Origin of the sequence: Streptococcus sp. 2018110 (assembly GCF_019754115.1) — a bacterium.
GTDB classification, from domain to species: Bacteria; Bacillota; Bacilli; order Lactobacillales; family Streptococcaceae; genus Streptococcus; species Streptococcus hashimotonensis.
Map to the genome: position 1 here is coordinate 1 of NZ_JAIJZO010000013.1, position 21,279 is coordinate 21,279.

22 protein-coding genes and 1 pseudogene are annotated in these 21,279 nt (G+C 42.1%); 9 read left to right on the plus strand and 14 right to left on the minus strand.

What is annotated here, in order from left to right:
* The first annotated feature begins 455 nt into the window (after positions 1-455).
* From K5Q34_RS08050 to K5Q34_RS08075, 6 genes and pseudogenes are all read left to right on the plus strand, one after another.
* Positions 456-626, plus strand: a complete 171-nt coding sequence (locus tag K5Q34_RS08050; RefSeq protein WP_171993035.1) for a hypothetical protein — start codon at positions 456-458, stop codon at positions 624-626.
* Between the two features lie 145 nt (positions 627-771).
* Positions 772-1,005, plus strand: a complete 234-nt coding sequence (locus tag K5Q34_RS08055; protein WP_172115646.1) for a hypothetical protein — start codon at positions 772-774, stop codon at positions 1,003-1,005.
* Between the two features lie 83 nt (positions 1,006-1,088).
* Positions 1,089-1,523: pseudogene (locus K5Q34_RS08060) on the plus strand (GIY-YIG nuclease family protein); the annotation flags it as partial.
* Between the two features lie 180 nt (positions 1,524-1,703).
* A complete protein-coding gene (locus K5Q34_RS08065) occupies positions 1,704-2,870 on the plus strand; it encodes a site-specific integrase (protein WP_172115647.1) in 1,167 nt (388 codons plus the stop codon).
* Positions 2,871-3,110: 240 nt separating this feature from the next.
* Positions 3,111-4,055: a magnesium transporter CorA family protein gene (locus tag K5Q34_RS08070; protein WP_002939248.1), complete on the plus strand. Its 945-nt coding sequence runs from the start codon at positions 3,111-3,113 to the stop codon at positions 4,053-4,055.
* 15 nt (positions 4,056-4,070) lie between these two features.
* Positions 4,071-4,727 (plus strand): DUF1129 domain-containing protein, encoded by a 657-nt coding sequence (locus K5Q34_RS08075; protein ID WP_221864820.1) that lies wholly within the window; start codon positions 4,071-4,073, stop codon positions 4,725-4,727.
* Positions 4,728-4,908: 181 nt separating this feature from the next.
* On the opposite strand, the gene rpsR is transcribed toward K5Q34_RS08075, so the two are convergent.
* From rpsR to K5Q34_RS08095, 4 genes are all read right to left on the minus strand, one after another.
* The gene (gene rpsR, locus K5Q34_RS08080; RefSeq protein WP_002939250.1) at positions 4,909-5,148 is read right to left on the minus strand and encodes a 30S ribosomal protein S18; all 240 of its coding nucleotides are present in this window, start codon (positions 5,146-5,148) and stop codon (positions 4,909-4,911) included.
* 32 nt (positions 5,149-5,180) lie between these two features.
* Positions 5,181-5,675: a single-stranded DNA-binding protein gene (locus K5Q34_RS08085; protein ID WP_015647334.1), complete on the minus strand. Its 495-nt coding sequence runs from the start codon at positions 5,673-5,675 to the stop codon at positions 5,181-5,183.
* Positions 5,676-5,686: 11 nt separating this feature from the next.
* Positions 5,687-5,977 (minus strand): 30S ribosomal protein S6, encoded by a 291-nt coding sequence (gene rpsF / locus K5Q34_RS08090; protein WP_002942403.1) that lies wholly within the window; start codon positions 5,975-5,977, stop codon positions 5,687-5,689.
* 171 nt (positions 5,978-6,148) lie between these two features.
* Positions 6,149-7,138, minus strand: a complete 990-nt coding sequence (locus K5Q34_RS08095; RefSeq protein WP_208498130.1) for a lipoate--protein ligase — start codon at positions 7,136-7,138, stop codon at positions 6,149-6,151.
* 129 nt (positions 7,139-7,267) lie between these two features.
* Here K5Q34_RS08095 and K5Q34_RS08100 point away from each other — a divergent pair, with 129 nt between their 5' ends.
* Positions 7,268-8,428, plus strand: coding sequence for a DUF6688 family protein (locus K5Q34_RS08100; protein ID WP_221864821.1), 1,161 nt, complete (start codon positions 7,268-7,270; stop codon positions 8,426-8,428).
* Positions 8,429-8,464: 36 nt separating this feature from the next.
* Here the strand turns inward: K5Q34_RS08100 and K5Q34_RS08105 are convergent, their stop codons facing one another.
* The 6 genes from K5Q34_RS08105 to K5Q34_RS08130 are packed head-to-tail and all read right to left on the minus strand — an operon-like array spanning position 8,465 to position 14,544.
* Positions 8,465-9,904: a 6-phospho-beta-glucosidase gene (locus K5Q34_RS08105; RefSeq protein WP_221864822.1), complete on the minus strand. Its 1,440-nt coding sequence runs from the start codon at positions 9,902-9,904 to the stop codon at positions 8,465-8,467.
* A 14-nt stretch (positions 9,905-9,918) separates the two neighbouring features.
* Positions 9,919-10,521 carry a histidine phosphatase family protein gene (locus K5Q34_RS08110; protein ID WP_221864823.1) on the minus strand — a complete coding sequence of 201 codons (603 nt, stop codon included), beginning with the start codon at positions 10,519-10,521 and terminating at the stop codon, positions 9,919-9,921.
* Between the two features lie 11 nt (positions 10,522-10,532).
* Positions 10,533-11,132, minus strand: a complete 600-nt coding sequence (locus K5Q34_RS08115; RefSeq protein WP_221864824.1) for a histidine phosphatase family protein — start codon at positions 11,130-11,132, stop codon at positions 10,533-10,535.
* 8 nt (positions 11,133-11,140) lie between these two features.
* Entirely contained in the window at positions 11,141-12,619 is a 1,479-nt protein-coding gene (locus K5Q34_RS08120; protein ID WP_221864825.1) for a 6-phospho-beta-glucosidase, read from the minus strand.
* A gap of 12 nt (positions 12,620-12,631) precedes the next feature.
* Positions 12,632-13,015, minus strand: coding sequence for a VOC family protein (locus K5Q34_RS08125; protein WP_105134652.1), 384 nt, complete (start codon positions 13,013-13,015; stop codon positions 12,632-12,634).
* A gap of 44 nt (positions 13,016-13,059) precedes the next feature.
* Entirely contained in the window at positions 13,060-14,544 is a 1,485-nt protein-coding gene (locus K5Q34_RS08130) for a family 1 glycosylhydrolase (RefSeq protein WP_202846749.1), read from the minus strand.
* Between the two features lie 110 nt (positions 14,545-14,654).
* On the opposite strand from K5Q34_RS08130, the gene K5Q34_RS08135 reads away from it, so the two are divergent.
* Together K5Q34_RS08135 and K5Q34_RS08140 are read left to right on the plus strand one after the other, a co-directional pair.
* On the plus strand, positions 14,655-15,569 hold the full coding sequence (locus K5Q34_RS08135) for an AraC family transcriptional regulator (RefSeq protein WP_105119149.1): 915 nt from the start codon (positions 14,655-14,657) through the stop codon (positions 15,567-15,569).
* A gap of 249 nt (positions 15,570-15,818) precedes the next feature.
* Entirely contained in the window at positions 15,819-16,148 is a 330-nt protein-coding gene (locus tag K5Q34_RS08140) for a putative quinol monooxygenase (protein ID WP_239514628.1), read from the plus strand.
* Between the two features lie 49 nt (positions 16,149-16,197).
* Here the strand turns inward: K5Q34_RS08140 and K5Q34_RS08145 are convergent, their stop codons facing one another.
* The 4 genes from K5Q34_RS08145 to K5Q34_RS08160 all read right to left on the minus strand — a co-directional run bounded on the left by K5Q34_RS08145 (position 16,198) and on the right by K5Q34_RS08160 (position 21,272).
* Positions 16,198-18,108 (minus strand): beta-glucoside-specific PTS transporter subunit IIABC, encoded by a 1,911-nt coding sequence (locus tag K5Q34_RS08145; RefSeq protein WP_114866798.1) that lies wholly within the window; start codon positions 18,106-18,108, stop codon positions 16,198-16,200.
* A 199-nt stretch (positions 18,109-18,307) separates the two neighbouring features.
* Positions 18,308-19,141 (minus strand): BglG family transcription antiterminator LicT, encoded by an 834-nt coding sequence (gene licT / locus K5Q34_RS08150; protein ID WP_029171013.1) that lies wholly within the window; start codon positions 19,139-19,141, stop codon positions 18,308-18,310.
* Positions 19,142-19,419: 278 nt separating this feature from the next.
* On the minus strand, positions 19,420-20,748 hold the full coding sequence (celB, locus tag K5Q34_RS08155) for a PTS cellobiose transporter subunit IIC (RefSeq protein WP_029743332.1): 1,329 nt from the start codon (positions 20,746-20,748) through the stop codon (positions 19,420-19,422).
* Between the two features lie 14 nt (positions 20,749-20,762).
* Entirely contained in the window at positions 20,763-21,272 is a 510-nt protein-coding gene (locus tag K5Q34_RS08160; RefSeq protein WP_208498141.1) for a hypothetical protein, read from the minus strand.
* Positions 21,273-21,279: the final 7 nt, after the last annotated feature.

The window sequence follows — 21,279 nt, forward strand, 5'->3', positions numbered from 1 at the left end:
TTAGCCTTGGCCACCTAGCCTAACAGCTTCAAACCTGTTATCAAATGAAATCATCAACTTACTCAAACATAGTGAAACATCTAATTCTTGACTAAGGTAAGGTGGCTAACTTCATTATAGAACTTTCATTCTGAGCGATTCGAAAAAAAATTTTAAAAAATTGCACAAAAACGCTTGACATGATTTTGAGCACATGCTAGAATAATGTCAGAAAGTTAATCAAACAACTTTCGCCCCTACTATACAAGGAAAGGGGGTGAGGCTCTTGAAAAGGCAAAAGAAAAGAGATGTTGACCATCTCAAACTGATTGAACTTGCTACTGCAATAGCTAGATTCTTTCAAATCGTTGCCCAAATCATTTTGGAGATAATAAAACATCTCTAAACCTCACAAAGCAGGCGGAACCTCTTCCGCTTGCTATCCTTGTAAATATTATATCATAAGAGGTAAACCAATGCAAGAAAAGAAACGACCAAGAGGACGACCTGCAACAGGAAAGGTTAGAAATAAAAATATAACCATTGCAGTCACGGAACAAGAACGTGAAACTATTAAAGGATACGCTAAAGAAAAAGGCATATCTCTAACAGATATATTACTAAATGCAGTAAATAAAAAAGTCTAGCAAGTGCTCCATCGCCAAACTTTGCACAAACTAGACTGAACACCTCACACGCTAAGCATGTAAGATACTAATATTGTATCATGCGTGCTTGGTCTAGTCAAGTACGCTTTTTGCGCACCTCAAAAAGAGAAAGAAGGTACAAACTATGAAACATTTAACAAACGCTATCAAAGCAAAAGAAAACTTCTACAACCTAGCAACAGAACATAGAGATTATCCTGTAAAACAAATGCTAACCACTTATTTCGAAACATTTGACAACGAAATGAAAGCCTATTTTGATGAAGTTGCTGACCACGGCAACGAAGAGGAACTACTTGAAGAGTTCTATGCATATCTAAGAGATTTATCACAAATGGCTAAAGCACTATACGCATAAGAAAGAGGTAAATATCATGACAAACTTAACAGCCGAATTAATCGCAATGAACGAACGTATTAAAGCATTTAACGCTAAACATCAAACTTGAGGATAAAATCAAGGAGCTTGAAAAAGATAAGAATGATGTTCTCAAACGTGAAAGCAATACACGAGCTGGTTTTGTTTACGTTATTTCCAATATAGGTTCATTCGGTCAAAATGTCTACAAAATAGGTATGACAAGAAGATTAGAACCGATGGACCGTATTAATGAATTAAGTAGCGCTTCTGTTCCGTTTCCGTTTGATGTCCATGCTCTGATCTTTAGTGAGGACGCTCCTGCTCTAGAGAATACGCTTCACAATTATTTCAGAGACAAAGAAGTGAATAAAGTTAACCCACGTAAAGAGTTCTTTAAAGTTGACTTGCAAGAAATTAAAGAACTTGTACATAAAGAATACAACAATACCGTACATTTTACTGATTTAGCAGTTGCGGAACAGTATTACGAAAGCATAAAATTAAATTCTGAATAACAAAAAATCCCCACACTTCCAACCGACCAAAGCCGAAGTGCAGGGTAACCTAATAAGCAAAGACCAGCTATCAGCCGGACCTTTTGCGTACTCTATTATATCATATCAAAGGAGGTGATGCCAACATCCTAGCAGTAAAATTCCTTGTCCAGAGGGTAACAAACTGAAAGGAAATTAAAAATGAAATACAATAAAACAAACTACCCAAATATCTTTTGGTATGAAACTGCCAAAGGGAAAAGATACCACATCCGCCGTGGGTATTACCTAAACGGCAAGAAAAAAGAGGCCAACAAAAGCGGTCTCAAGACGATTGCTGAAGCTCGTGCAGCGCTTGCCGAAATCGAACGGCAAATTGCTGAGAATGAGTTTGACATCAACAAAAACCTTACTTGCGACCAGTATTGGGAAATATACTGCGAAAACAGGCTGAAAACTGGTCGTTGGGGACCAGATACTGAATATGTTAAAAATAATGTGTACAACTATCGGTTTAAGCCACGCTATGGCAAAACGAAATTGAAAGACATAAATAGGAATGAATACGAGGAATACATTAACTCGCTATTGAACGACCTTAGAAAACATACAGTTGTCCAACTTCATGGTATCTTTAATGCTATGATGAACCATGCAAAGAATAGTAAAATCATCAATGACAATCCTATTGACAAAATTGATATTGGATCAAGTGCGAAACAACCCAAAAATAAAAGACTCCCGTTGGAAAAATTTAAAATTTGGGATAAAACAGCAAGAGAAATTTGCGATGATTATCAATATGCGATAATCCGCGTCACCTACCACGGATTACGTCGTAGTGAGGATACCGGAATCCAACTCGGAAGATTAACCAAACGTGAGGACGGGCGTTACTTGCTTGAATTAAAAGAATCTCGTACTGAAAAACGCCCAAATGGTGGTGGCATGAAAACCGAGAAATCAAGTCGATATTGTCTATTTGACTTGGAAACTTCTCAATATTTAGACAAAGCTATTACAGAATCACACCGAATCGCCAGAAAGCACGGTCGGATATTAGGCCCTGATGATTTTCTTTTTATTTCCGACTATAAATGGGGGAAATCACATCTTAAAGGTAAGCCAATCCGTATCTCATATGTAAATAATTTATTCTCTAGAGTTAGTCAAGTTTGTGGCATCCATGTCACACCTCATATGATGAGGCACTTCTTTACGACCCAGGCACAAATTGCCAAAGTACCCATTGAACACATGGCCGCCGCTCTCGGCCATTCAACTAGCTATATGACTCAAAAGTACACCCATATCCAAGACGAGGTAGCAGAAAGTATTTCCGATAGCTTCATGCGGGCAATAAAATAGCCGGGAAATTCCCCGACGAATTCCCCGACTGTTTTTGATTTTAGATACATTTAGATAAATATTCGACCTCTAAACCACGATTACAATAACGGGAAAACGTTGATTTTATCACATCTGAGCATATCTAAAATTCTTAAATCTATTATAACACATTTCTATATAAAACCTTTCCGAAACTGCACATTTTTTGGTATAATAGAGGTTGCGTTAACGCAACAAAGATAAAAGGAGGGCAAAGATATGAAACAAATTTTTCTATCAACCATGACTGATTTAGAAGAAATCCAAACCTTTGAACCAGGGGCTTGGATTAATTTGGTCAACCCCTCCCAGAGCGAGTCTATGGAAGTGGCTGAACACTATAAGATTGACATCGCTGACCTGCGAGCACCGCTCGATGCGGAAGAATCCTCTCGTATCACCGTCGAAGATGACTATACACTCATCCTGGTCGACGTCCCAATTCTTGAAGAACGAAACAACAAGACATATTATATTACTATTCCTTTGGGAATTATTCTAACAGATGATGCGATTATCACGACTTGTTTGGAACCACTGCCACTGTTTGAGCAGTTTATCCATCGTCGTCTACGGAATTTCTTCACTTTCATGAAGTCTCGTTTCGTTTTCCAAATTCTCTACCGCAATGCTCAACTCTACTTGTCAGCCCTACGGACCATTGACAGAAAGAGCGAAGAGATTGAGAAGCAACTCCATGAGGCTACTCGAAATGAAGAATTAATTGTACTCATGGAATTGGAAAAAACCATCGTCTACTTCAAGGCTTCCCTCAAAACCAATGAGCGTTTGGTCAAAAAACTTGCTAGTTCCTCACGTCTACTCCGTAAGTATGAAGAGGATGAGGATTTGCTTGAAGATACCTTGGTCGAAACCCAACAGGCCATTGAGATGGCAGACATCTATGGTTCCATCCTGAACTCTATGACCCATGCCTTTGCTTCTATCATTTCTAACAACCAGAATACCATCATGAAAACCTTGGCATTAGTGACAATCGTTCTCTCTATCCCAACCATGGTCTTCTCTGCATACGGTATGAACTTTAAGGACAACATCATTCCTTTTAACGATATTCCCTATGCTTTTTGGTGGATTATCCTCTTCGCATTTGCAATCAGCCTATCACTTACCTTCTACTTCATCCGTAAGAGATGGTTTTAACCTAAGGAGATTAACATGTCATTTACAGAAATCAACGGATTAACAAAAAAGAACCAAGAATTTATCCATATTGCGACCAACCAACTGATTAAAGATGGAAAGTCTGATAGCGAAATCAAAGAACTCTTGGAAGAAATTTTACCAACTATCATTGAAAAGCAAAAAACCGGCGTGACTGCCCGCAATCTCTATGGAGCACCAAGTGAGTGGGCTGCTAGTAAGACAATTTCTGAACAGGAAAAGAAAGACCAAGTGGAATACAATGAAAATCCATGGTTGATGTGGCTAGATTCTAGTCTTGTCATGCTTGCAATTATTGCTGGTATCAATGGTTTGATGAATCTTTTTGGCCAAGGTGCACAGTATGGGCTATTAACCTTATTTGTCATCGGTTTCGGTGTTGGTGCAGGGATGTACTTGATGTACCATTTCGTTTACAGAGAACAAATTAAAACTGGGCAACGTCCTAAATTGCTGAAAGCTATCGCTTTTCTTGGACTTGCTACGCTGGCTTGGTCAGTCGTTTTCATTCTAGCAGCACTGATTCCAGCCGCATTTAACCCAGTTCTCCCTCCGCTTGTTACTATTCTTATCGGAGCTGCTGCTTTCGGTGCACGCTACCTCTTGAAAAAGAAATATAACATTCGCAATGCTATGTCCCCAGTTCAATAATAAAACAAAGCGATTGGAATATTCCAGTCGCTTTGTTTATCTATACAGTCCAGCTATCAAATCGCCCGAGAACTTTATTCGATGTCACTTGTCTATGCAATCTACTGAAACAGTCAATACTGTTATTGCGCTTTTCGCATTTCTAGAGCGCAAGAAAAAATCGCCACACAGGGCGATTTTTTTAATCTTCGTTTACGAATGGTAAAAGAGCCATAACGCGAGCACGTTTGATAGCTGTTGTTACTTTACGTTGGTTTTTAGCTGAAGTTCCAGTTACACGGCGTGGAAGGATTTTTCCACGTTCAGAAATGAAACGGCTAAGAAGCTCAGTATCTTTGTAATCAACATATTCAATTTTGTTAGCTGCGATATAGTCAACTTTTTTACGGCGTTTGAAACCGCCACGACGTTGTTGAGCCATGTGTGTTCTCCTTTATATTATTAGTTTCAGACCTAGAATGGTAGGTCATCGTCTGATATGTCCATTGGATTACTTGTTCCAAATGGACTTTCTTCTCGAGCGAAGTTTGGTGTAGATTGTGCAGGCGCTTGATAAGGCGAGTTATAGTCATTTCCTCCAGCAAACGAGTTGCCAGCTGAATAGCCTCCACCTTGACCTTCACGGGCAGTACGGCTTTCCAAGAGTTGGAAACTTTCTGCAACTACCTCAGTAACGTAGACACGTTGCCCTTGCTGATTGTCATAGCTACGAGTCTGGATACGACCTGTAACACCAATCAGAGCACCTTTCTTAGCCCAATTCGCCAAATTCTCAGCTTGTTGACGCCAAATGACTACGTTGATAAAGTCCGCTTCACGCTCACCATTTTGATTTTTAAAATTGCGGTTAACCGCCAAAGTAAAAGTCGCAACAGCTTGATTAGACGGAGTATAACGAAGTTCTGCATCACGGGTCATACGACCAACCAATACTACATTATTAATCATACAACACCTTCTTACGCGTCAAGTTTGACAATCATGTGACGAAGAATGTCGCCGTTGATTTTTGACAAACGGTCAAACTCTTTAAGAGCTTCATCGTTGTTAGCTTCAACGTTAACGATGTGGTACAAACCTTCGCGGAAATCTTTGATTTCGTATGCAAGGCGACGTTTTTCCCATGCTTTTGATTCAACGATAGTTGCACCGTTGTCAGTCAAGATAGAGTCAAAGCGTGCTACCAAAGCGTTTTTAGCTTCTTCTTCAATGTTTGGACGAATAATATAAAGAATTTCGTATTTAGCCATTGATATGTTCCTCCTTTTGGTCTAATGACTCATGGTCTAGCCACGAGTAAGTGAGGGATACTCACAGAAAATAATTATACCATAATATAGAAAATGTGCAAGAGAAAACAGTTTTCCGAAAACATTTTCACAAAAAATAAAGACTGCCCAAACAAAGGGCAGCCCTATGGATTAAGCTACAATCGCTTTTGCTACTTCTTCTGTTGTCATGCGTGAGAAATAGTGTGTTGTATCGATTTCTTGGAGTTTCGCTAGGACATCTGCGTATTCGTAGCGAGTGCCTACCAGCAAATCTTCAATATCCGATACATCACCAATACCGAAGAAGTCTCCATAAATCTTGATAGATTCTATGACAGATTTTTCAGCCTTGATGTAGGTTGTGATTTTACCAGCTGGGTAACGTACGCTACGCTCCACAGTGTATTCTGGTGTTTGACCGTAGGTCCAATCCCATGTCGCAAACTGGGTATCACGGATTTCTTGGATACGAGCCAAATCATCATCAGTCAACACATATTCATCCATTTCTGGATATTCTTGCTTCATCTGATTGAGGATAGCGTCCTTGAACTCCAAGACTGTCATCTTCTCTGGTAATTCGTTGTTGATGTTGGTTACGCGGGCACGGACTGACTTGACACCCTTGGATTCAATCTTGTCCTTGCTGACCTTGAGGGCACTTGCGAGGACTGACATATCCACATCAAAGAGCAGGCAACCGTGGTGCATCATGCGACCTTTGGCATAGGCTTGGGCGTTACCACAGATTTTCTTGCCGTCGATTTCCAGGTCATTACGACCAGTAAAGTTAGCCTCTACGCCGAGTGTTGCAAGAGTATCGATAACGGGCTTAGAGAAAGTTTTAAAGTCAAATGCACCTTCTTCAGATTTATTTGAAATAATGGTGTAGTTGAGATTGTTTAAATCATGGTAAACCGCTCCACCACCGGACAAACGGCGAACGACATGGATACCATGAGCATCTGTATATTCCTTGTTAATTTCTTGGATAGCATTCTGATGCTTACCGATAATGATGGCAGGCTCATTAATCCAAAGGATAAAAATTTCGTCGATATCTGTTAATTCCTTGAAGGCATAGGCTTCTAAGGCAATGTTGTAGGCTGGGTCATTGCTGTTATTTACAATATATTTCATGCAAAACTCCTTTATTGTTAACTAATTTTTATTATAGTGGAAACGATAACAAAAGGCAAGTATTGAAACTCTTCTTGTCCATTCTTGAATTTTCTAAAAAATGATGGTAGGCTAGGGAAGGAGGTTAACATGAATAAACGCTTAAAACTATTCTGGCAAATTTATATTATCTCAAGTATCTTGGTTCCTTTTATGTGGATAATCAATCTTCCCATCATTTGCTTTATCCTTCCTCTTTATTTGACCTGGAAAAACATCTGTCATTTTATGGCACTCTTGAAAAAGCAATTAAAAGAATACGTTTTCTGGGTCAATGATAGCTTGATATTCTTTTTTGGAATCGTACTGAGTTGGCTAGCTCTTGATGAAGCCCAAGTTGTTTACGTCGATTGGACAGAAACCTTAGTTAATAGACAGATCCACAGCCCCATTCAAACAGAAGCCTGGTCAGGGCAGTTCTTCCTGCTTCTTATGGGTCTTTTAGCTTATTTAGTGCTGAACATCAACCAAACTAAGCTCCTCTCCCCTCTCCTAACGGCCCTCCTCATCAGCTGCCTGTATCCAAGTTTTGTCTTTGCTATTTTGTGGACTATTCAACTTTCTAGTTTGATCGAAACAGATTTACTCACCTACAGCTATCTGTGTTTGGTCCCCTTCAATATCTGTCTTATTTACAGTCGGACCATTTTACAAACCATTCAATTATGGCAAGAAGATTTAGCCAAGCAGTGCAATCCACGCTTTCCTAGACTTTCTGTTCTCCTGCAAAGAAGCCTTTCTCTGCCAATCTGGTTGCTCTTCTTCAGCCTGCCCTATCTTGCAGTTCTTGGCTCTTATCTCATTCTCTTTGGTCAAAAACCTGACCAGCTGCTTCAAATGTGGTCAGAAACCAGCGATTGGGCCTTATCGGAAAAAGTCTCCCCACCAAACACCTTCTATGACGAACACTACCTTTGTACAGTGGGGGCCGCTGGACACCGCAAATTGGTCAAACCCATTCGCATGGGAGAACGCCATGGTCATCGTGTGGTGGTCAACCGTCAGCTACAAATTGCCAATGCCTTTGAACAAATTTTAGAAGAAAGATGTCCACGCCTGCATCGATGTATCCGTTCTAACTACGATCGATATGGCTATCCCATTTCCAAACATATTCGCACAGCCTGGCAGGCAGATCTGATCTACTTGATGATGAAGCCAGCCGAATGGCTATTCCTCATCGTCATCTATCTGCACGATCGTAAGCCAGAAAATCGGATAGCACGTCAGTATTTACCTATAAAAAAATGAGAAGCTGAAGATTATTCAGCTTCTTTTCAATAAATTTTATCCCACATCCGCCCCGTTTGTAGCGATGACTTTTTTATACCAATCAAATGATTTTTTCTTAGAGCGTTTGAGAGTGCCATTTCCCTCATTGTCCCGGTCAACATAAATGAAACCGTAGCGTTTTTTCATTTCGCCAGTTCCAGCAGAAACTAGGTCAATACAGCCCCAAGTGGTGTAGCCCAAGAGCTCCACACCATCTTCGACAATGGCGTCGCGCATAGCTAAGACGTGTTGACGGAGGTAGTCGATACGGTAATCGTCTTCCACATAGCCATTTTCATCTGGCGTGTCAACTGCTCCCAGACCATTTTCCACCACAAAGAGTGGCTTTTGGTAGCGATCCCAGATAGAGTTGAGGGTAATACGGAAACCAAGCGGATCAATCTGCCAGCCCCATTCCGATGCGTCTAGGTAAGGATTTTTAATGGAAGCAAAGATATTGCCTGCTGTTTTTTCCTTCTCTGCTGGATCGCCAGATGCAACACGGCTAGAGTAGTAAGAGAAGGAAATGAAGTCCACCGTATGCTCTTTCAGGAGGGATAGGTCTTCGTCGGTCATTTCAATCTCAATGCCTGCACGTTCCCATTTCTTCTTGGCATAGTTTGGATAATAGCCACGCGCCTGAACATCGATGAAGAAATAATTTTCACGGTCTTCTTGCAGACCTTCCCAGACATCACGTGGGTGACAGGTGTGTGGGTAGTATTGACCTGCGGCCAACATACAGCCAACCTTGTTTTCTGGGTCAATTTCATGGGCCAATTTTGTGGCAATGGCAGAGGCAACAAGCTCGTGGTGGGCAGCTTGGTATTTGACCTGCTCCACATTTTCACCTTCTTCAAAATAGAGACCCGCCCCCATAAATGGTGCATGGAGAATCATGTTGATCTCATTGAAGGTCAGCCAATATTTGACCAAACCCTTGTAGCGTGTGAAGAGGGTACGGCACAGGCGTTCGTAAAATTCAAGCATCTTACGATTGCGCCAGCCACCGTAGGTCTCAATCAAGTGCATTGGACAGTCAAAGTGGGTAATGGTCACAAGGGGCTCAATGCCGTACTTGTGGCACTCCTTGAACAAGTCTTCGTAGAATTGCAGGCCTTTTTCGTTCGGCTCTAGCTCGTCTCCCTTAGGGAAAATACGGGACCAGGCGATGGATAGACGATAGGTCTTAAAGCCCATTTCACCAAAGAGGGCAATATCCTCCTTGAAATGGTGGTACATGTCAATGGACTCTTTGGCTGGGTAGAAATAGCCATCCTCAAAATCAAACATCTTCTTACGACCAGTGATAATAGCACCACGGTCTTCACCAATTGGAACTACGTCAACATTGGCAAGTCCACGCCCGTCCACATCATAGGCACCCTCGCATTGATTGGCAGCTGTTGCACCACCCCATAAAAATCCTTCTGGAAATACTTTTGTTACTGTCATCTTTTCTCCTTTTCCTAGCTTTGCTGTTGATAAAGAACCTCTCTGTTTACAGGGTCAACGACACTGACTAGGTCATACTTTCCATCTTCATAATCAAAGGTCAATATAGCACAATTACGCATCCGAACTTGCGGATAATCTGTCAATACCTGTCTGAAAAATTGGGCTATGGCAGCTCCATGACTAACTACTAAAACAGACTGATTGTCAGCTTCTTTCATGATGCCCCCAATGGTTTCGACCATTCGTTGTCGGACATCTTGATAAGATTCTCCTCCAAAGGTGACAAAGTAATCACCGTAGCCAATATCTCCTTGGAGAGGAGGGTTAAGATATTCCTGTTGACCCTCGAAGGCTCCAAAATCTTGTTCTTTCAAGCCTTTCAAACGAATACAATCCGTCCTTCCAGATACCAATTCGGCTGTGTCACAGGCACGTTCTTGGGTTGAAGAATAGATTTTATCGAACTCAATCCCTTGCTCTTGAAAATACTGGTGAGCAGCTAGTGCTTGCTCTTTTCCCAGTTCTGTCAAGGGAGAATCACAGGCCCCTTGAATCCGACCTTGTTGATTAAACCGAGTTTGTCCATGGCGCATTAAGTACAATTTTGTTGCCATTTTCCTCCTCCTTACAAATCAATCACTTGATTGAGGACAGGATTGATTACTTTGACTAAGCGAATCTGGTCCCCATCGCATTCTAACTGGCAAATGGCACAGTTGCTAAATCGGAAATCAGCTGGAAGTTCGATTTTGTGGTGCAACATAAAACCCCACATGGCTGCACCATGACTGACAGCCAACACCGTTTTTTCATCCTGTTCTGACACCGTCTCTTCTACCGTCTGAGCTACTCGTTGTCCGACTGTACGAATATCCTCACCTCCGAAAGGCACCAAGAGGTCTTCAAATGAATTGGCTCCTCTTCGAAACTTGGGCAAAAGCATTTCAGGTTGTGCTTCGAAAATGCCGAAATCCATCTCTTTGAGCCCTTTTAATTGCTGGACATTCTCCTGACCTGACACAATCTTGGCAGTATCTGTCGCACGTTCCTGTGTGGAAGAATAGACTGCACCAAACTGGACACCTTGCTCAGCAAAGTAATTCTTAGCCGCCTGTGCTTGCGCTCTGCCATTTTCCGTCAAAGGAGAATCGCAGACGCCCTGTACACGACCTTGGGTGTTAAAAAGTGTTTCCCCATGGCGCATCAAATAGATTGTTTTTACCATAGAACCTCCTAGTCATTCAAAATGCTTGCTCCATTACTTGCGATAAGGTCCTTATACCAGAAGAAGGAATCCTTCCGTGAACGGTCAAAGCTGCCATTTCCTTGGTCATCCGCATCTACATAAACAAAACCGTATCGTTTGGACATTTCTGATGTTGAAGCTGAAACCAAGTCCGTGCAGCCCCACCAGGTGTAACCCATGAGTTCTACCCCATCTTCGATGGCTTCATACATTTGTTCCACATGTTTGCGAAGGTAATCAATCCGATAATGATCGTGAATTGAACCATCCTTCTCAACCGTATCCAAGGCACCTAGGCCATTTTCAACAATGAAGAGAGGAACTTGGTAACGGTCGTAGAGTTTATTGAGTGTGAGACGGAGGCCGACAGGATCAATCTGCCAACCCCAGTCGGAGGCTTCCAGATATGGATTTGCTTCGCCTAGAATCAAGTTTCCTGCTGTCGCTTTTTGCTCTGGCGTTTGATTATTTGGATGACGGGTAACAGAGGTCATATAGTATGAAAAACTCATGAAATCCACGGGATGTTGTTTCAAAATCGCTTCATCGCCTGGTTCAAAGTGAATGGTGATATTATTTTCCTTAAAGAAGCGATTCATGTAACGCGGATACTCCCCACGCACTTGAACATCCGAGTAAAAAAGGTTAGATTGGTCTTTTTGTAGCGCGTGCATCATATCATCTGGATGACAGGTTGCTGGATAGGCTTCCATACGGGCCAGCATACAACCAACCTTGTTTTCTGGATCAATCTCATGAGCAACTTTTGTTGCTAAACTAGAAGCGACAAACTGATGGTGGACTGCTTGGTACATTTCGTCCAAGTGCAACTGACCATCTTCAAATAGCAAGCCGCCTGATAAATAACCAGTCATACCAAGGATATTGATTTCATTGAAGGTTAGCCAATACTTGACCTTGCCCTTGTAACGATTGAAAACTGTTTCTGCATAGCGAACGAAGAAGTCAATCACTTTGCGGTTCTTCCAACCGCCATATTCCGTCACCAGATGAACTGGGAATTCATAATGCGAAAGGGTCACCAATGGTTCGATGCCGTATTTATTGAGTTCATCAAAGACCTTGTCGTAGAATGCCAAGCCTTCTTCATTTGGCTCTAATTCATCACCTTTCGGGAAAATACGTGGCCAAGCAATTGAAAGTCGGAAGGTTTTAAAGCCCATCTCCGCATAGAGTGCAATATCTTCTTTATAACGATGGTAGAAATCTGACCCCCAGCGTTTAGGATAGAGCCCTTCCGTATCATTCATTGCAAATTCGAGCTTTTCTCGATTCATCGGAGTAGTGAACTCACTCCCCATCGATTTACGCTCCTCTGGTGAAACCGCACGGGATGTATCGGAAGTCGCAAAGCCACGCCCTCCTTCTCCGAATCCTCCCTCAAACTGATTGGCTGCTGTTGCACCTCCCCAAAGAAATCCTTTTGGAAATTGTTTTTCTGACATTACTTGGTTCCTTTACACTGTTAACTCAATTTGAACACCTTCAAATCCCAGCACACACGATTCGTAGTAACCATCTCCAGTTACTCTTGGCCCACTGAGAAGTGGGTAATCTGCTGCAACGAGTCGCTCTGTCAACTCATTCACAGCTTCCTCACTCCCTAGACTAAAGGCTAGATGAATGAGACCTAGATGATTGAGCTGGCTTGGTTTGTCTACCACATCGTCTCTGGTCATAATTTCCAAACGAGCCCCGTCTTCAAAGGTAAGAAAATAGGACTTGAAACTGGTTTTCTGATTATGGTAGAGTTGATTCGATTGAGCATGGAAATAGGTTTCAAAGAAATTACGCATACCTTCCAAATCCTGAGTGTAGATTGCTACATGTTCGATCCTCATGTTGTACTCCTTCCTTAAAGAAAAACGGCACATCGCCGTCTTTCCTATTCCACATCTTCACCATTGCTGGCAATGACTTTCTTGTACCAATAGAATGAATCTTTTGGTGTTCGGTCAAGTGTTCCATTTCCAGCATCGTCCATATCCACGTAGATAAAGCCGTAGCGTTTGCGCATTTCACCTGTTCCTGCTGATACTAGGTCGATACAGCCCCAAGTGGTGTAGGCAATCAAGTCTACGCCGTTGGCAATAGCATCTGCCATGGCATTAACATGGGCACGATGGTAGTCGATGCGGTAATCATCATGGATAGAGCCGTCTTCTTCCACCGTATCAAAGGCTCCCAAGCCATTTTCCACAACCATGAGAGGAATTTCATAGCGGTCGTACATTTTTTCAAGGTAGTATTGGAGTCCAGACGGATCGTGTGCCCAGCCCCAGTCAGAGTAAGTCAAGTAAGGGTTTTTGGCACCTGCAGAGAAGTTGCCTGATACTGTATCATCTGACTGGTGAGTGGTGACAACGGTTGACATATAGTAAGAGAAGGTGTACATATCGACTTTCCCTTTGGCCAGAACTTCCAAGTCGTCCTCCGCCATTTCAACTACTACATTGTGTTCTGCCCAGAGACGTTTGGCATAGGTGCCGTATTTTCCTTTGGCCTGCACATCGCCACAATAGTAGATGTTTTGCTCCCAAGCGTGTTGGTTGGCAAGAATATCTGCTGGGTCACAGGTGCCTGGGTAGAAAGTGATACCACAAATCATGTTTCCGATTTTATTTTCTGGGTCAATCTCATGCCCGATTTGAACAGCCTTGGCAGAGGCAACAAACTGGTGGTGGAGGCTTTGGTAAGCATCTTGGTAATCCTGGTCCGTCATATCATCACCAAAAAGGTCCAAGAACATGATGCCACCGTTGATTTCATTGAAGGTCAACCAGTATTTAACAAGGCCCTTGTATTCCTTGAAAATGGTTTCCGCATACTTGACATAGAAATCAACAAGTTTGCGGTTTTTCCAGCCACCGAAACGTTGTTCTAGGCTAAGCGGTGTGTCAAAGTGCCAAATGGAAACCAGCGGCTCAATACCGTACTTGCGGCATTCTTCAAAAACAGAACGGTAGAAATCAAGACCTGCTTGGTTTGGCTCTGCATCATCACCATTTGGAAAAATCCGTGCCCATGAAATCGACAAGCGGAAAACAGAATAGCCCATTTCAGCGAAGAGCTTGATGTCTTCTTTGTAGCGGTGATAGAAATCCACAGCCTTGTGGTTTGGATAATAATGGTCTTCTAGGACTGCATAGGTTGCCCCTTCTGGCAGATGTCCGCCAGCATGCCCCATAGAAGCATACTTGCCTGGCTTGCCATCCTTGTCAATGTAGGTTGTATAGCGAGGGCTGTTAACAGAACCTCCTGTTGTAACGTCTGTCTGGACCAAACCGCGTCCGTCTACATTATAGGCCCCTTCTGCCTGGTTGGCTGCAATAGCTCCTCCCCAGAGGAAATTTTTTGGAAATCGTGACATAAGTTTCTCCCTTATCTTTTTTCTGATAAATATAGTATAAACAGATTTGAAACCCTTTTCTTCTCAAATAATATGCTATAATGATACTATCCTATGAATTGGAGAATTGTATGCAACCACCATTGACGGATAACAACTTCAAACACGCTGTTGACTATGATAGTCAATTATTGCCTTACAAGTTTTATCACACCAGTGTCATGAACGGGATTCCTGATGTTCTTTTTCATTGGCATAATGAATTTGAAATCAACTATGTTTACGGAGGGACAGCTCGCTACCATATCGACTACGATTATTTCAATAGTCAGGCTGGTGATATTATCCTTATTCGGCCCAATGCTCCGCATTCCATTCACCCGATTGAGCAACGGGGGCACGAGACCGATACCCTCCTCTTTCATCTGGATATGCTGGGGGCTTCTCACTTGGACAAAACCAGCATGCTCTATCTCCAACCCCTGCAGACGGATGTCTTCAAGTGTGTTCCACGCATCCAAGCCCAAGACCCAGGCTATGCAGAAATCAGACAGTGCTTACTAACCATTTTCGAATTGGTCAGACACCAGCCACCCTACTTTGAACTACCACTCAAGAGCCGACTATTTGACCTCTTCTACCTACTCTACCGCCACCGCTACATTGTCCGAAAAAATACCGATGATATGTATCGGAAGAATGAAAAATTACGGTTGTTGATTGAGTACATCCAGCAACACTATGCGGACAACTTAACCATCGAACAACTGGCAGACCGAATGGGCTATACCAAAACTCACTTTATGACAGTCTTCAAGCAACAAACTGGAACTTCCTGTATGGAATTTATCATCCAAATCCGACTGCGAGCCGCTACCGAGCTCCTGACTAACACCCTCAAACCAGTACTAGAAATCGCCACCGAAGTTGGATTCAATAACCTGTCCAACTTCAACCGCCAGTTCAAGCAATACTACCACACCACCCCTAGCAACTACCGCAAACAATTGCGGAAGAATAGGGCCTATACCAATTTTGATAAATAATAGAAAGGACTAGGGCCTCCGTATTTGGTTGAACTGAATACGGGCTACGGACTGGGCCAAAAAGATAAACGAGAACTGGACGCTTGCGTCGTCGTTCTGTTTCCTACGTCATTTAGTTTTTCTTTTATTACTTCGTTAATTCGCTTTGCCGTACTTCAGTACTGCCTACAGCTCATTGCCTAGTACTAAAAGTAAACTAAAAGACTATATTTTATCTGTGTCCGCTTAACGCCCTTTATATCTTAGATTATGATCACCATGCATCTGTACTATACTGGACCAGCTGACAATGCGCGTGCCTTCGCTCAGGAAATGGAATCTCGTGGCATTGCAGACCACATTCGCCAACAGGCTGGCAACCTGCGTTACCAATACTTTGCTCCGCTCGACGATCCCCATTCCATCCTCTTGGTTGATAGTTGGACGGACCAAGCCGCTCTGGATATCCACCATGCTTCCCCTATGATGCAGGAAATCCTAGACCTGCGCAGCAAGTACCAGCTGACCGTGACAGCAGAACGCTATAGCAGTGATGAAGATGGGATTCCGGAGCAAGATAAGGAGTTTCTTAATCGCTAAATAAAATTCAAAAATAAAGCGGTCGGCACAATTGCCAACCGCTCTATTTTTATTTCACAGTAGTTAGGAGGTAATCACCACTGTTGATCTGGCTTTCTTGGGTTACCAAGATGTCCTCGTAGTCAGCTGTGTTGGTCACGATAATTGGAGTGATGACCGGAAGATCAGCTGCTTTAATTTGGTTGAGGTCAAATTCTAGTAGTTTCTGACCTGCTTCTACCACATCTCCTACTTGGACAAAGGACTCAAATCCCTTACCTGCAAGAGAAACGGTATCCATACCAATATGGATAAGAAGCTCTGCTCCATTTTCAGTACGAAGACCAATAGCATGTTTAGTTGGGAATACAAGAGTTACTTCAGCCTTGGCTGGAGAGACTAAGATGCCATCCAATGGATCAATTGCAATCCCTTTGCCCATAGCTCCTGAAGCAAATACAGCATCTGGAACATTTTCCAATTTCACAACCTTACCAATCAGGGGACTAGCAATAATTTCTTGCTTGATTTCTTTTAATTCTGGGATAGATTCCTTAGTTGATTCAACGGACTTTTTTTCAGTTGGCTCTCCGTACAAGTAAGGAACTGGAAGAGCCATTTGGATAGCAAATGAAGCGACGATAGCTGCTACTGTTAAACCGATTGCAGCAATCATTCCTGACATATCTCCGTTGGTTGGATTAACAAGCGATGGATACAAGAAGACCCCCATACCTCCGATTGAATAACCCAACACATTAAAGAACATCATCGCAGCTCCGATTATACCTGAAACAGCACATGAGATAAAGAATGGAGTCTTCATTGGAAGAGTAACACCGTAAATAGCTGGCTCAGTGACACCAAAGATAGATGACGCGAAGGCTGGCATAGCTACTGTTTTAACTTTGGATTCTTTTGTCTTCAACATAATAGCTAGAAGAACACCTGTTTGAGTAAAGTTTGGAAGCAAGGCTGGAACAAGAATTGCAGACATACCGTTTGAAGCTACTTGCATGATTGCCAATGGTACTACTGCCCAGTGCATTCCAAACATAACCAAAACTTGCCACGCTGCTCCAAGAACCAAGCCGTAAAGAATTGGGCTGAAATTCATGATAGCTGTGAAGGTATTAGATAGAATATCAGAGATAAAGTTTGCAACTGGACCTACCACTAAGAAGGTTAATGGAACTGCTACCAAAATGGTCACAAATGGAACTACAAAGAGTTTGACAACGTCTGGTGTGACTTTACGGATATTTTTCTCGATAATAGATGCCACCCAAGTTGCGAGAATAGCTGGAATAACTGTTGACAAGTAGCTACCTGCTGTTGGCAAAACAAATGGAATACCAAACACATTATCCAGTCCAGCTTCCTTCAATGTTGCAAGTGAGCCCGGTAAGGTTGGGTAGATCAAGGCCATACCGATTGCTAGGGCAGTAAATTCATTCATCTTGAATTTACGTGCTGAAGTTAGTGCAACTAGCAAAGGTAAATATTGGAAGAATCCGTCGCCCGCTGCGTTTAAGATTGCATAAACTGCGCTGTTATCACTTGTCATGCCTCTGGAAGCCATGATAGCAACAATACCTTTGATGATACCTGCTGCTGCAAGAGGACCTAGGAAAGCTTGAAAAATACCAGATAGGAGATCAACAAATCTCTCAAAGAGATTTCCTTTCGGTCCGTCGCCTTCGTCAATATCCAAAGCACCGTCCCCTGAAATCCCAGCAACTTTTTGCACCGCTGCATAAACATCTGGTACATGGTTACCGATAACGACTTGGTATTGTCCACCAGCTTGTACAACTGTCACAACACCATCACGCGCCTTCAAGTAGTCTGTATCTGCCTTGCTCTCATCTTTGAGACCAAAACGAAGACGAGTCACACAGTGCTTGAGACTGCTGATGTTTTCTTTTCCTCCGACATGAGCTACTATATCTGTAGCTAAATCTGTATAATCCTTTGCCATTTTCCGGCTCCTTTCTTTTCTGGAAAAACAGAAAAACCTAAACATATACCAAACACTACCTCTTGACCCAAGCCAAAAAGAGTATCTTGTATATATTTAGGTTTTGCCTGCTTACCAGTAACAATCCTTTTGTTGAGATTATAATAACACATTGCAAAATTTTTTGCAAGCGTTTTCTGAAGTTTTTTTTGACTTTTTTCTAACTTGTTTTTAAACGCTGGATATGAATAGTCAAATAGACTTGTTCATCTTTTGACATCTCAAATTGATAAACCTCCGCAATATGCTGACGAATCTTAGTCGTACAAGCAAACGAGTCAGGATAGTTAGCCTTTACCTGTTCATACAGAAAGGCATCATTTTGCCCCTCTATAACACCATTGGCCACACGTTGAGCAAAATACTGGATATGTGTTACAAATCGATGATAACTTGTATCTTCTTCATAGCTGACAGAGCCAAAATGCAAACGGACAATGTCTAAAATTTGTGTGACAATCTTACTGATGATTTGAGTCTCTTTCCCAAACGCACCATTTTTCTGAGCATTTACCAGATGAAGAGCGATAGACGAAGCCTCTCCCTTTCCTAGTTCCAAGCCTAAACGTTCCTGCACCAACTGCAAGGCTTCTAAGCCAATTTGGTATTCCTTCGGATAAAACTTACGTACTTCCCAAGATAGCGGATTCTCAATAAAGATACCTTCACGGCATCGCTGAAATACAAAATGTAAATGGTCTGCTAAGGCTAGATACAAAGACAAATCAAACTGAACTTCTAAGGTTTCTTCTGCCCTATTGATAATGGCATTGACTACTTCGACTTCACTGCTCTCCATTTGCAGGTACAGACTTGATAAATCTGATTGTTGATAGTCATTTTGTAGCACAAAGGTTTTCTCGATTTTACTGGTGTCTAATTCTTCCCCTGCTTTTTTCTGAAAACCTAATCCTTTCCCCATGACAATCAACTCACGGCCCTGCTGATCTATTGCTTGAATGACATTGTTGTTATAAACTTTTTCAATCTGCATCTACTTTACCGCCTCTTTATTCAACTGAAAAAAAAGAACCTAAACACATAGCAAATAAGACTGTCGCCAGACTATTCACTATCTGCTTAGGTTTTGCCTGCTTATCAGTAACAATCCTATATTTATCTTATCAGATTGTAAGCGGTTTTGCAAGGGGTATTCAGGATTTTATAAGCCTGCATGATTCCTAAATATTACTATTAAAACTACCATGTCCCAAAGCAAACTGATAAAGAGAAAAAACAGGCATAGCAGTCCTATACCTGTTCATTCTACTATTAAGCCAAGCCTTGCTCTTCTTTGTAGAGTTTTTCATCGTACATTCTAATGAATGGAAGGTAGACAAGGAAGGCTACAAAGGCACATACAAGGGCTACAACAGCTGCACGCCAGTCACCACCTGTACCGATAAAGGCACCAATACCTGCTGGTGAAGGCCATGGCATTTGAGCAACTACTGGATTACATAGACCCAATTTGATTGCAAAGTAACCAACTGTTGCGGATGCCATTGGAGCTAGGAAGAATGGAATTGCGAGAGCAGGGTTGTAGATGATTGGTAAACCAAAGATAATTGGTTCGTTGATGTTAAAGATAGCTGGTGCAATAGAAGCACGGCCGAGCATTTTCAACTGCTCTGCTTTTGACATGTAAGCCAAATAGATAATCAAGCCGAGAGTTGCTCCTGATCCACCCATTGTAACGAACATATTGCTAAATTCACCTGCGAGGGGAATGTTTGCTCCTTCGTTGTTAGCTGCCATATTGACAAGTGCGATAGGAGTTACAAAGGCAAAGATAATGTTTGCGCCGTGGATACCTACAATCCAGAGTGATTGAACAAGGAAGTAGATTACCATAAGACCGAGCCATGAGTTCGTAATATTGGCAACGAATCCAAACGGAATAGCAACAACTTGGAAGATGTCTGTCCCAAGACCAACAAAGATACCGTTGATGATTAAAACTGCAAATGCTACTACAAAGGCTGGAATCAAGGCAGTGAAACCACGTGATACTCCTTCTGGAACTGAGTCAGGCATTTTAACAACCCAGTTTTTCGCTACACACAGACGATACAATTGTACAGCTAGAACAGCCATGATGATAGCCGTAAAGATACCGACAGAGCCCAAGCGGTTTACACCAGAGCCTCCGATTGCCCAGCCGTTTACAATTGCTGCTTCTGCATCATTCACAAGAGAGATTGCTCCTTCTTGGAAAACCAACTGTGGCAAGGTCATGAAGAATGCAAACATAGAGAGAAGCGCACCGTTGAGCGGGCTCAAGTTCAATCCCTCTTCTTCTGCGTAGATTTTGGTAAATTCATAACCAAGAGCTAGGTTAAAGTAGAGGGCCAAAATTCCCATTGTTGCCCCGTTAGCCAACATATAAAGATCTGAGAATTTCGCAAAGGTATTGTTAAAGAATTCTACAAAAGCTGGATGTGAGAAGGTTAATGGCAGAATATTAAATACCAAGAACATTGATCCTACGATTGTGAACGGAATACTTGCCATACCTGCTGCTGTAATCGCCCGCACAAACTTATACTGAGACAATTTCCCCATTGGTCCCATGAGGTACTTTTCTAAAAATTCAAACATAATTTTCTCCTTTTTTATTTTGTTTTCATGTTTGCAAGATAATGTTGGATACGGATGTATTGTTTGTCCGCACCTTGACTGATTCTATTTAACTTCTGAAGAAGTAAAATAGATAGACCTGAACCAAGTAAAAGCAAGAAAATCAATCCGATTCTCACTTCTTCCGTGCTAGTTAGAAAAGGGTAAAAATTCTGATACCGATCAATTAGGAGTAAGAAAAGTAAGAGACCATTCGCAATAAGCGTTGTCTGATAGAGGAAGCGTGTCCGTCGTGCTTCCTTCTGCTTTGTTGTAAACATCCGACTCTGTTCCCAAACTCCCAATGCCGCAACACAGGTGAGAAAGATTGGTAAGATAATTGCTAAACTGACAGAAGATACGATAAAGGACATGACCCAGTAAAGATTAACAAAGAATAGAGTGACTGTTGCATAGCGGATAAAGAAGTATCGGCTATAATACATCGTCTTCAGAGTATTCTCTTGTCGGTATTCTTCTAATTTTTTATACTCTTTTTTTGCCATATCCTTC

Bases quoted from the DNA above. Each gene is read 5' to 3' on its own strand.
- K5Q34_RS08065 (WP_172115647.1), top strand. From the start codon at position 1,704: ATGAAATACAATAAAACAAACTACCCAAATATCTTTTGGTATGAAACT.
- K5Q34_RS08055 (WP_172115646.1), top strand. From the start codon at position 772: ATGAAACATTTAACAAACGCTATCAAAGCAAAAGAAAACTTCTACAAC.
- K5Q34_RS08075 (WP_221864820.1), top strand. From the start codon at position 4,071: ATGTCATTTACAGAAATCAACGGATTAACAAAAAAGAACCAAGAATTT.
- K5Q34_RS08105 (WP_221864822.1), bottom strand. From the start codon at position 9,904: ATGACAGTAACAAAAGTATTTCCAGAAGGATTTTTATGGGGTGGTGCA.
- K5Q34_RS08145 (WP_114866798.1), bottom strand. From the start codon at position 18,108: ATGGCAAAGGATTATACAGATTTAGCTACAGATATAGTAGCTCATGTC.
- K5Q34_RS08050 (WP_171993035.1), top strand. From the start codon at position 456: ATGCAAGAAAAGAAACGACCAAGAGGACGACCTGCAACAGGAAAGGTT.
- licT (WP_029171013.1), bottom strand. From the start codon at position 19,141: ATGCAGATTGAAAAAGTTTATAACAACAATGTCATTCAAGCAATAGAT.
- K5Q34_RS08115 (WP_221864824.1), bottom strand. From the start codon at position 11,132: ATGGTAAAAACAATCTATTTGATGCGCCATGGGGAAACACTTTTTAAC.
- K5Q34_RS08120 (WP_221864825.1), bottom strand. From the start codon at position 12,619: ATGTCAGAAAAACAATTTCCAAAAGGATTTCTTTGGGGAGGTGCAACA.
- rpsR (WP_002939250.1), bottom strand. From the start codon at position 5,148: ATGGCTCAACAACGTCGTGGCGGTTTCAAACGCCGTAAAAAAGTTGAC.
- K5Q34_RS08110 (WP_221864823.1), bottom strand. From the start codon at position 10,521: ATGGCAACAAAATTGTACTTAATGCGCCATGGACAAACTCGGTTTAAT.
- K5Q34_RS08140 (WP_239514628.1), top strand. From the start codon at position 15,819: ATGATCACCATGCATCTGTACTATACTGGACCAGCTGACAATGCGCGT.
- celB (WP_029743332.1), bottom strand. From the start codon at position 20,748: ATGTTTGAATTTTTAGAAAAGTACCTCATGGGACCAATGGGGAAATTG.
- K5Q34_RS08125 (WP_105134652.1), bottom strand. From the start codon at position 13,015: ATGAGGATCGAACATGTAGCAATCTACACTCAGGATTTGGAAGGTATG.
- K5Q34_RS08095 (WP_208498130.1), bottom strand. From the start codon at position 7,138: ATGAAATATATTGTAAATAACAGCAATGACCCAGCCTACAACATTGCC.
- K5Q34_RS08085 (WP_015647334.1), bottom strand. From the start codon at position 5,675: ATGATTAATAATGTAGTATTGGTTGGTCGTATGACCCGTGATGCAGAA.
- K5Q34_RS08100 (WP_221864821.1), top strand. From the start codon at position 7,268: ATGAATAAACGCTTAAAACTATTCTGGCAAATTTATATTATCTCAAGT.
- K5Q34_RS08070 (WP_002939248.1), top strand. From the start codon at position 3,111: ATGAAACAAATTTTTCTATCAACCATGACTGATTTAGAAGAAATCCAA.
- rpsF (WP_002942403.1), bottom strand. From the start codon at position 5,977: ATGGCTAAATACGAAATTCTTTATATTATTCGTCCAAACATTGAAGAA.
- K5Q34_RS08135 (WP_105119149.1), top strand. From the start codon at position 14,655: ATGCAACCACCATTGACGGATAACAACTTCAAACACGCTGTTGACTAT.
- K5Q34_RS08130 (WP_202846749.1), bottom strand. From the start codon at position 14,544: ATGTCACGATTTCCAAAAAATTTCCTCTGGGGAGGAGCTATTGCAGCC.
- K5Q34_RS08160 (WP_208498141.1), bottom strand. From the start codon at position 21,272: ATGGCAAAAAAAGAGTATAAAAAATTAGAAGAATACCGACAAGAGAAT.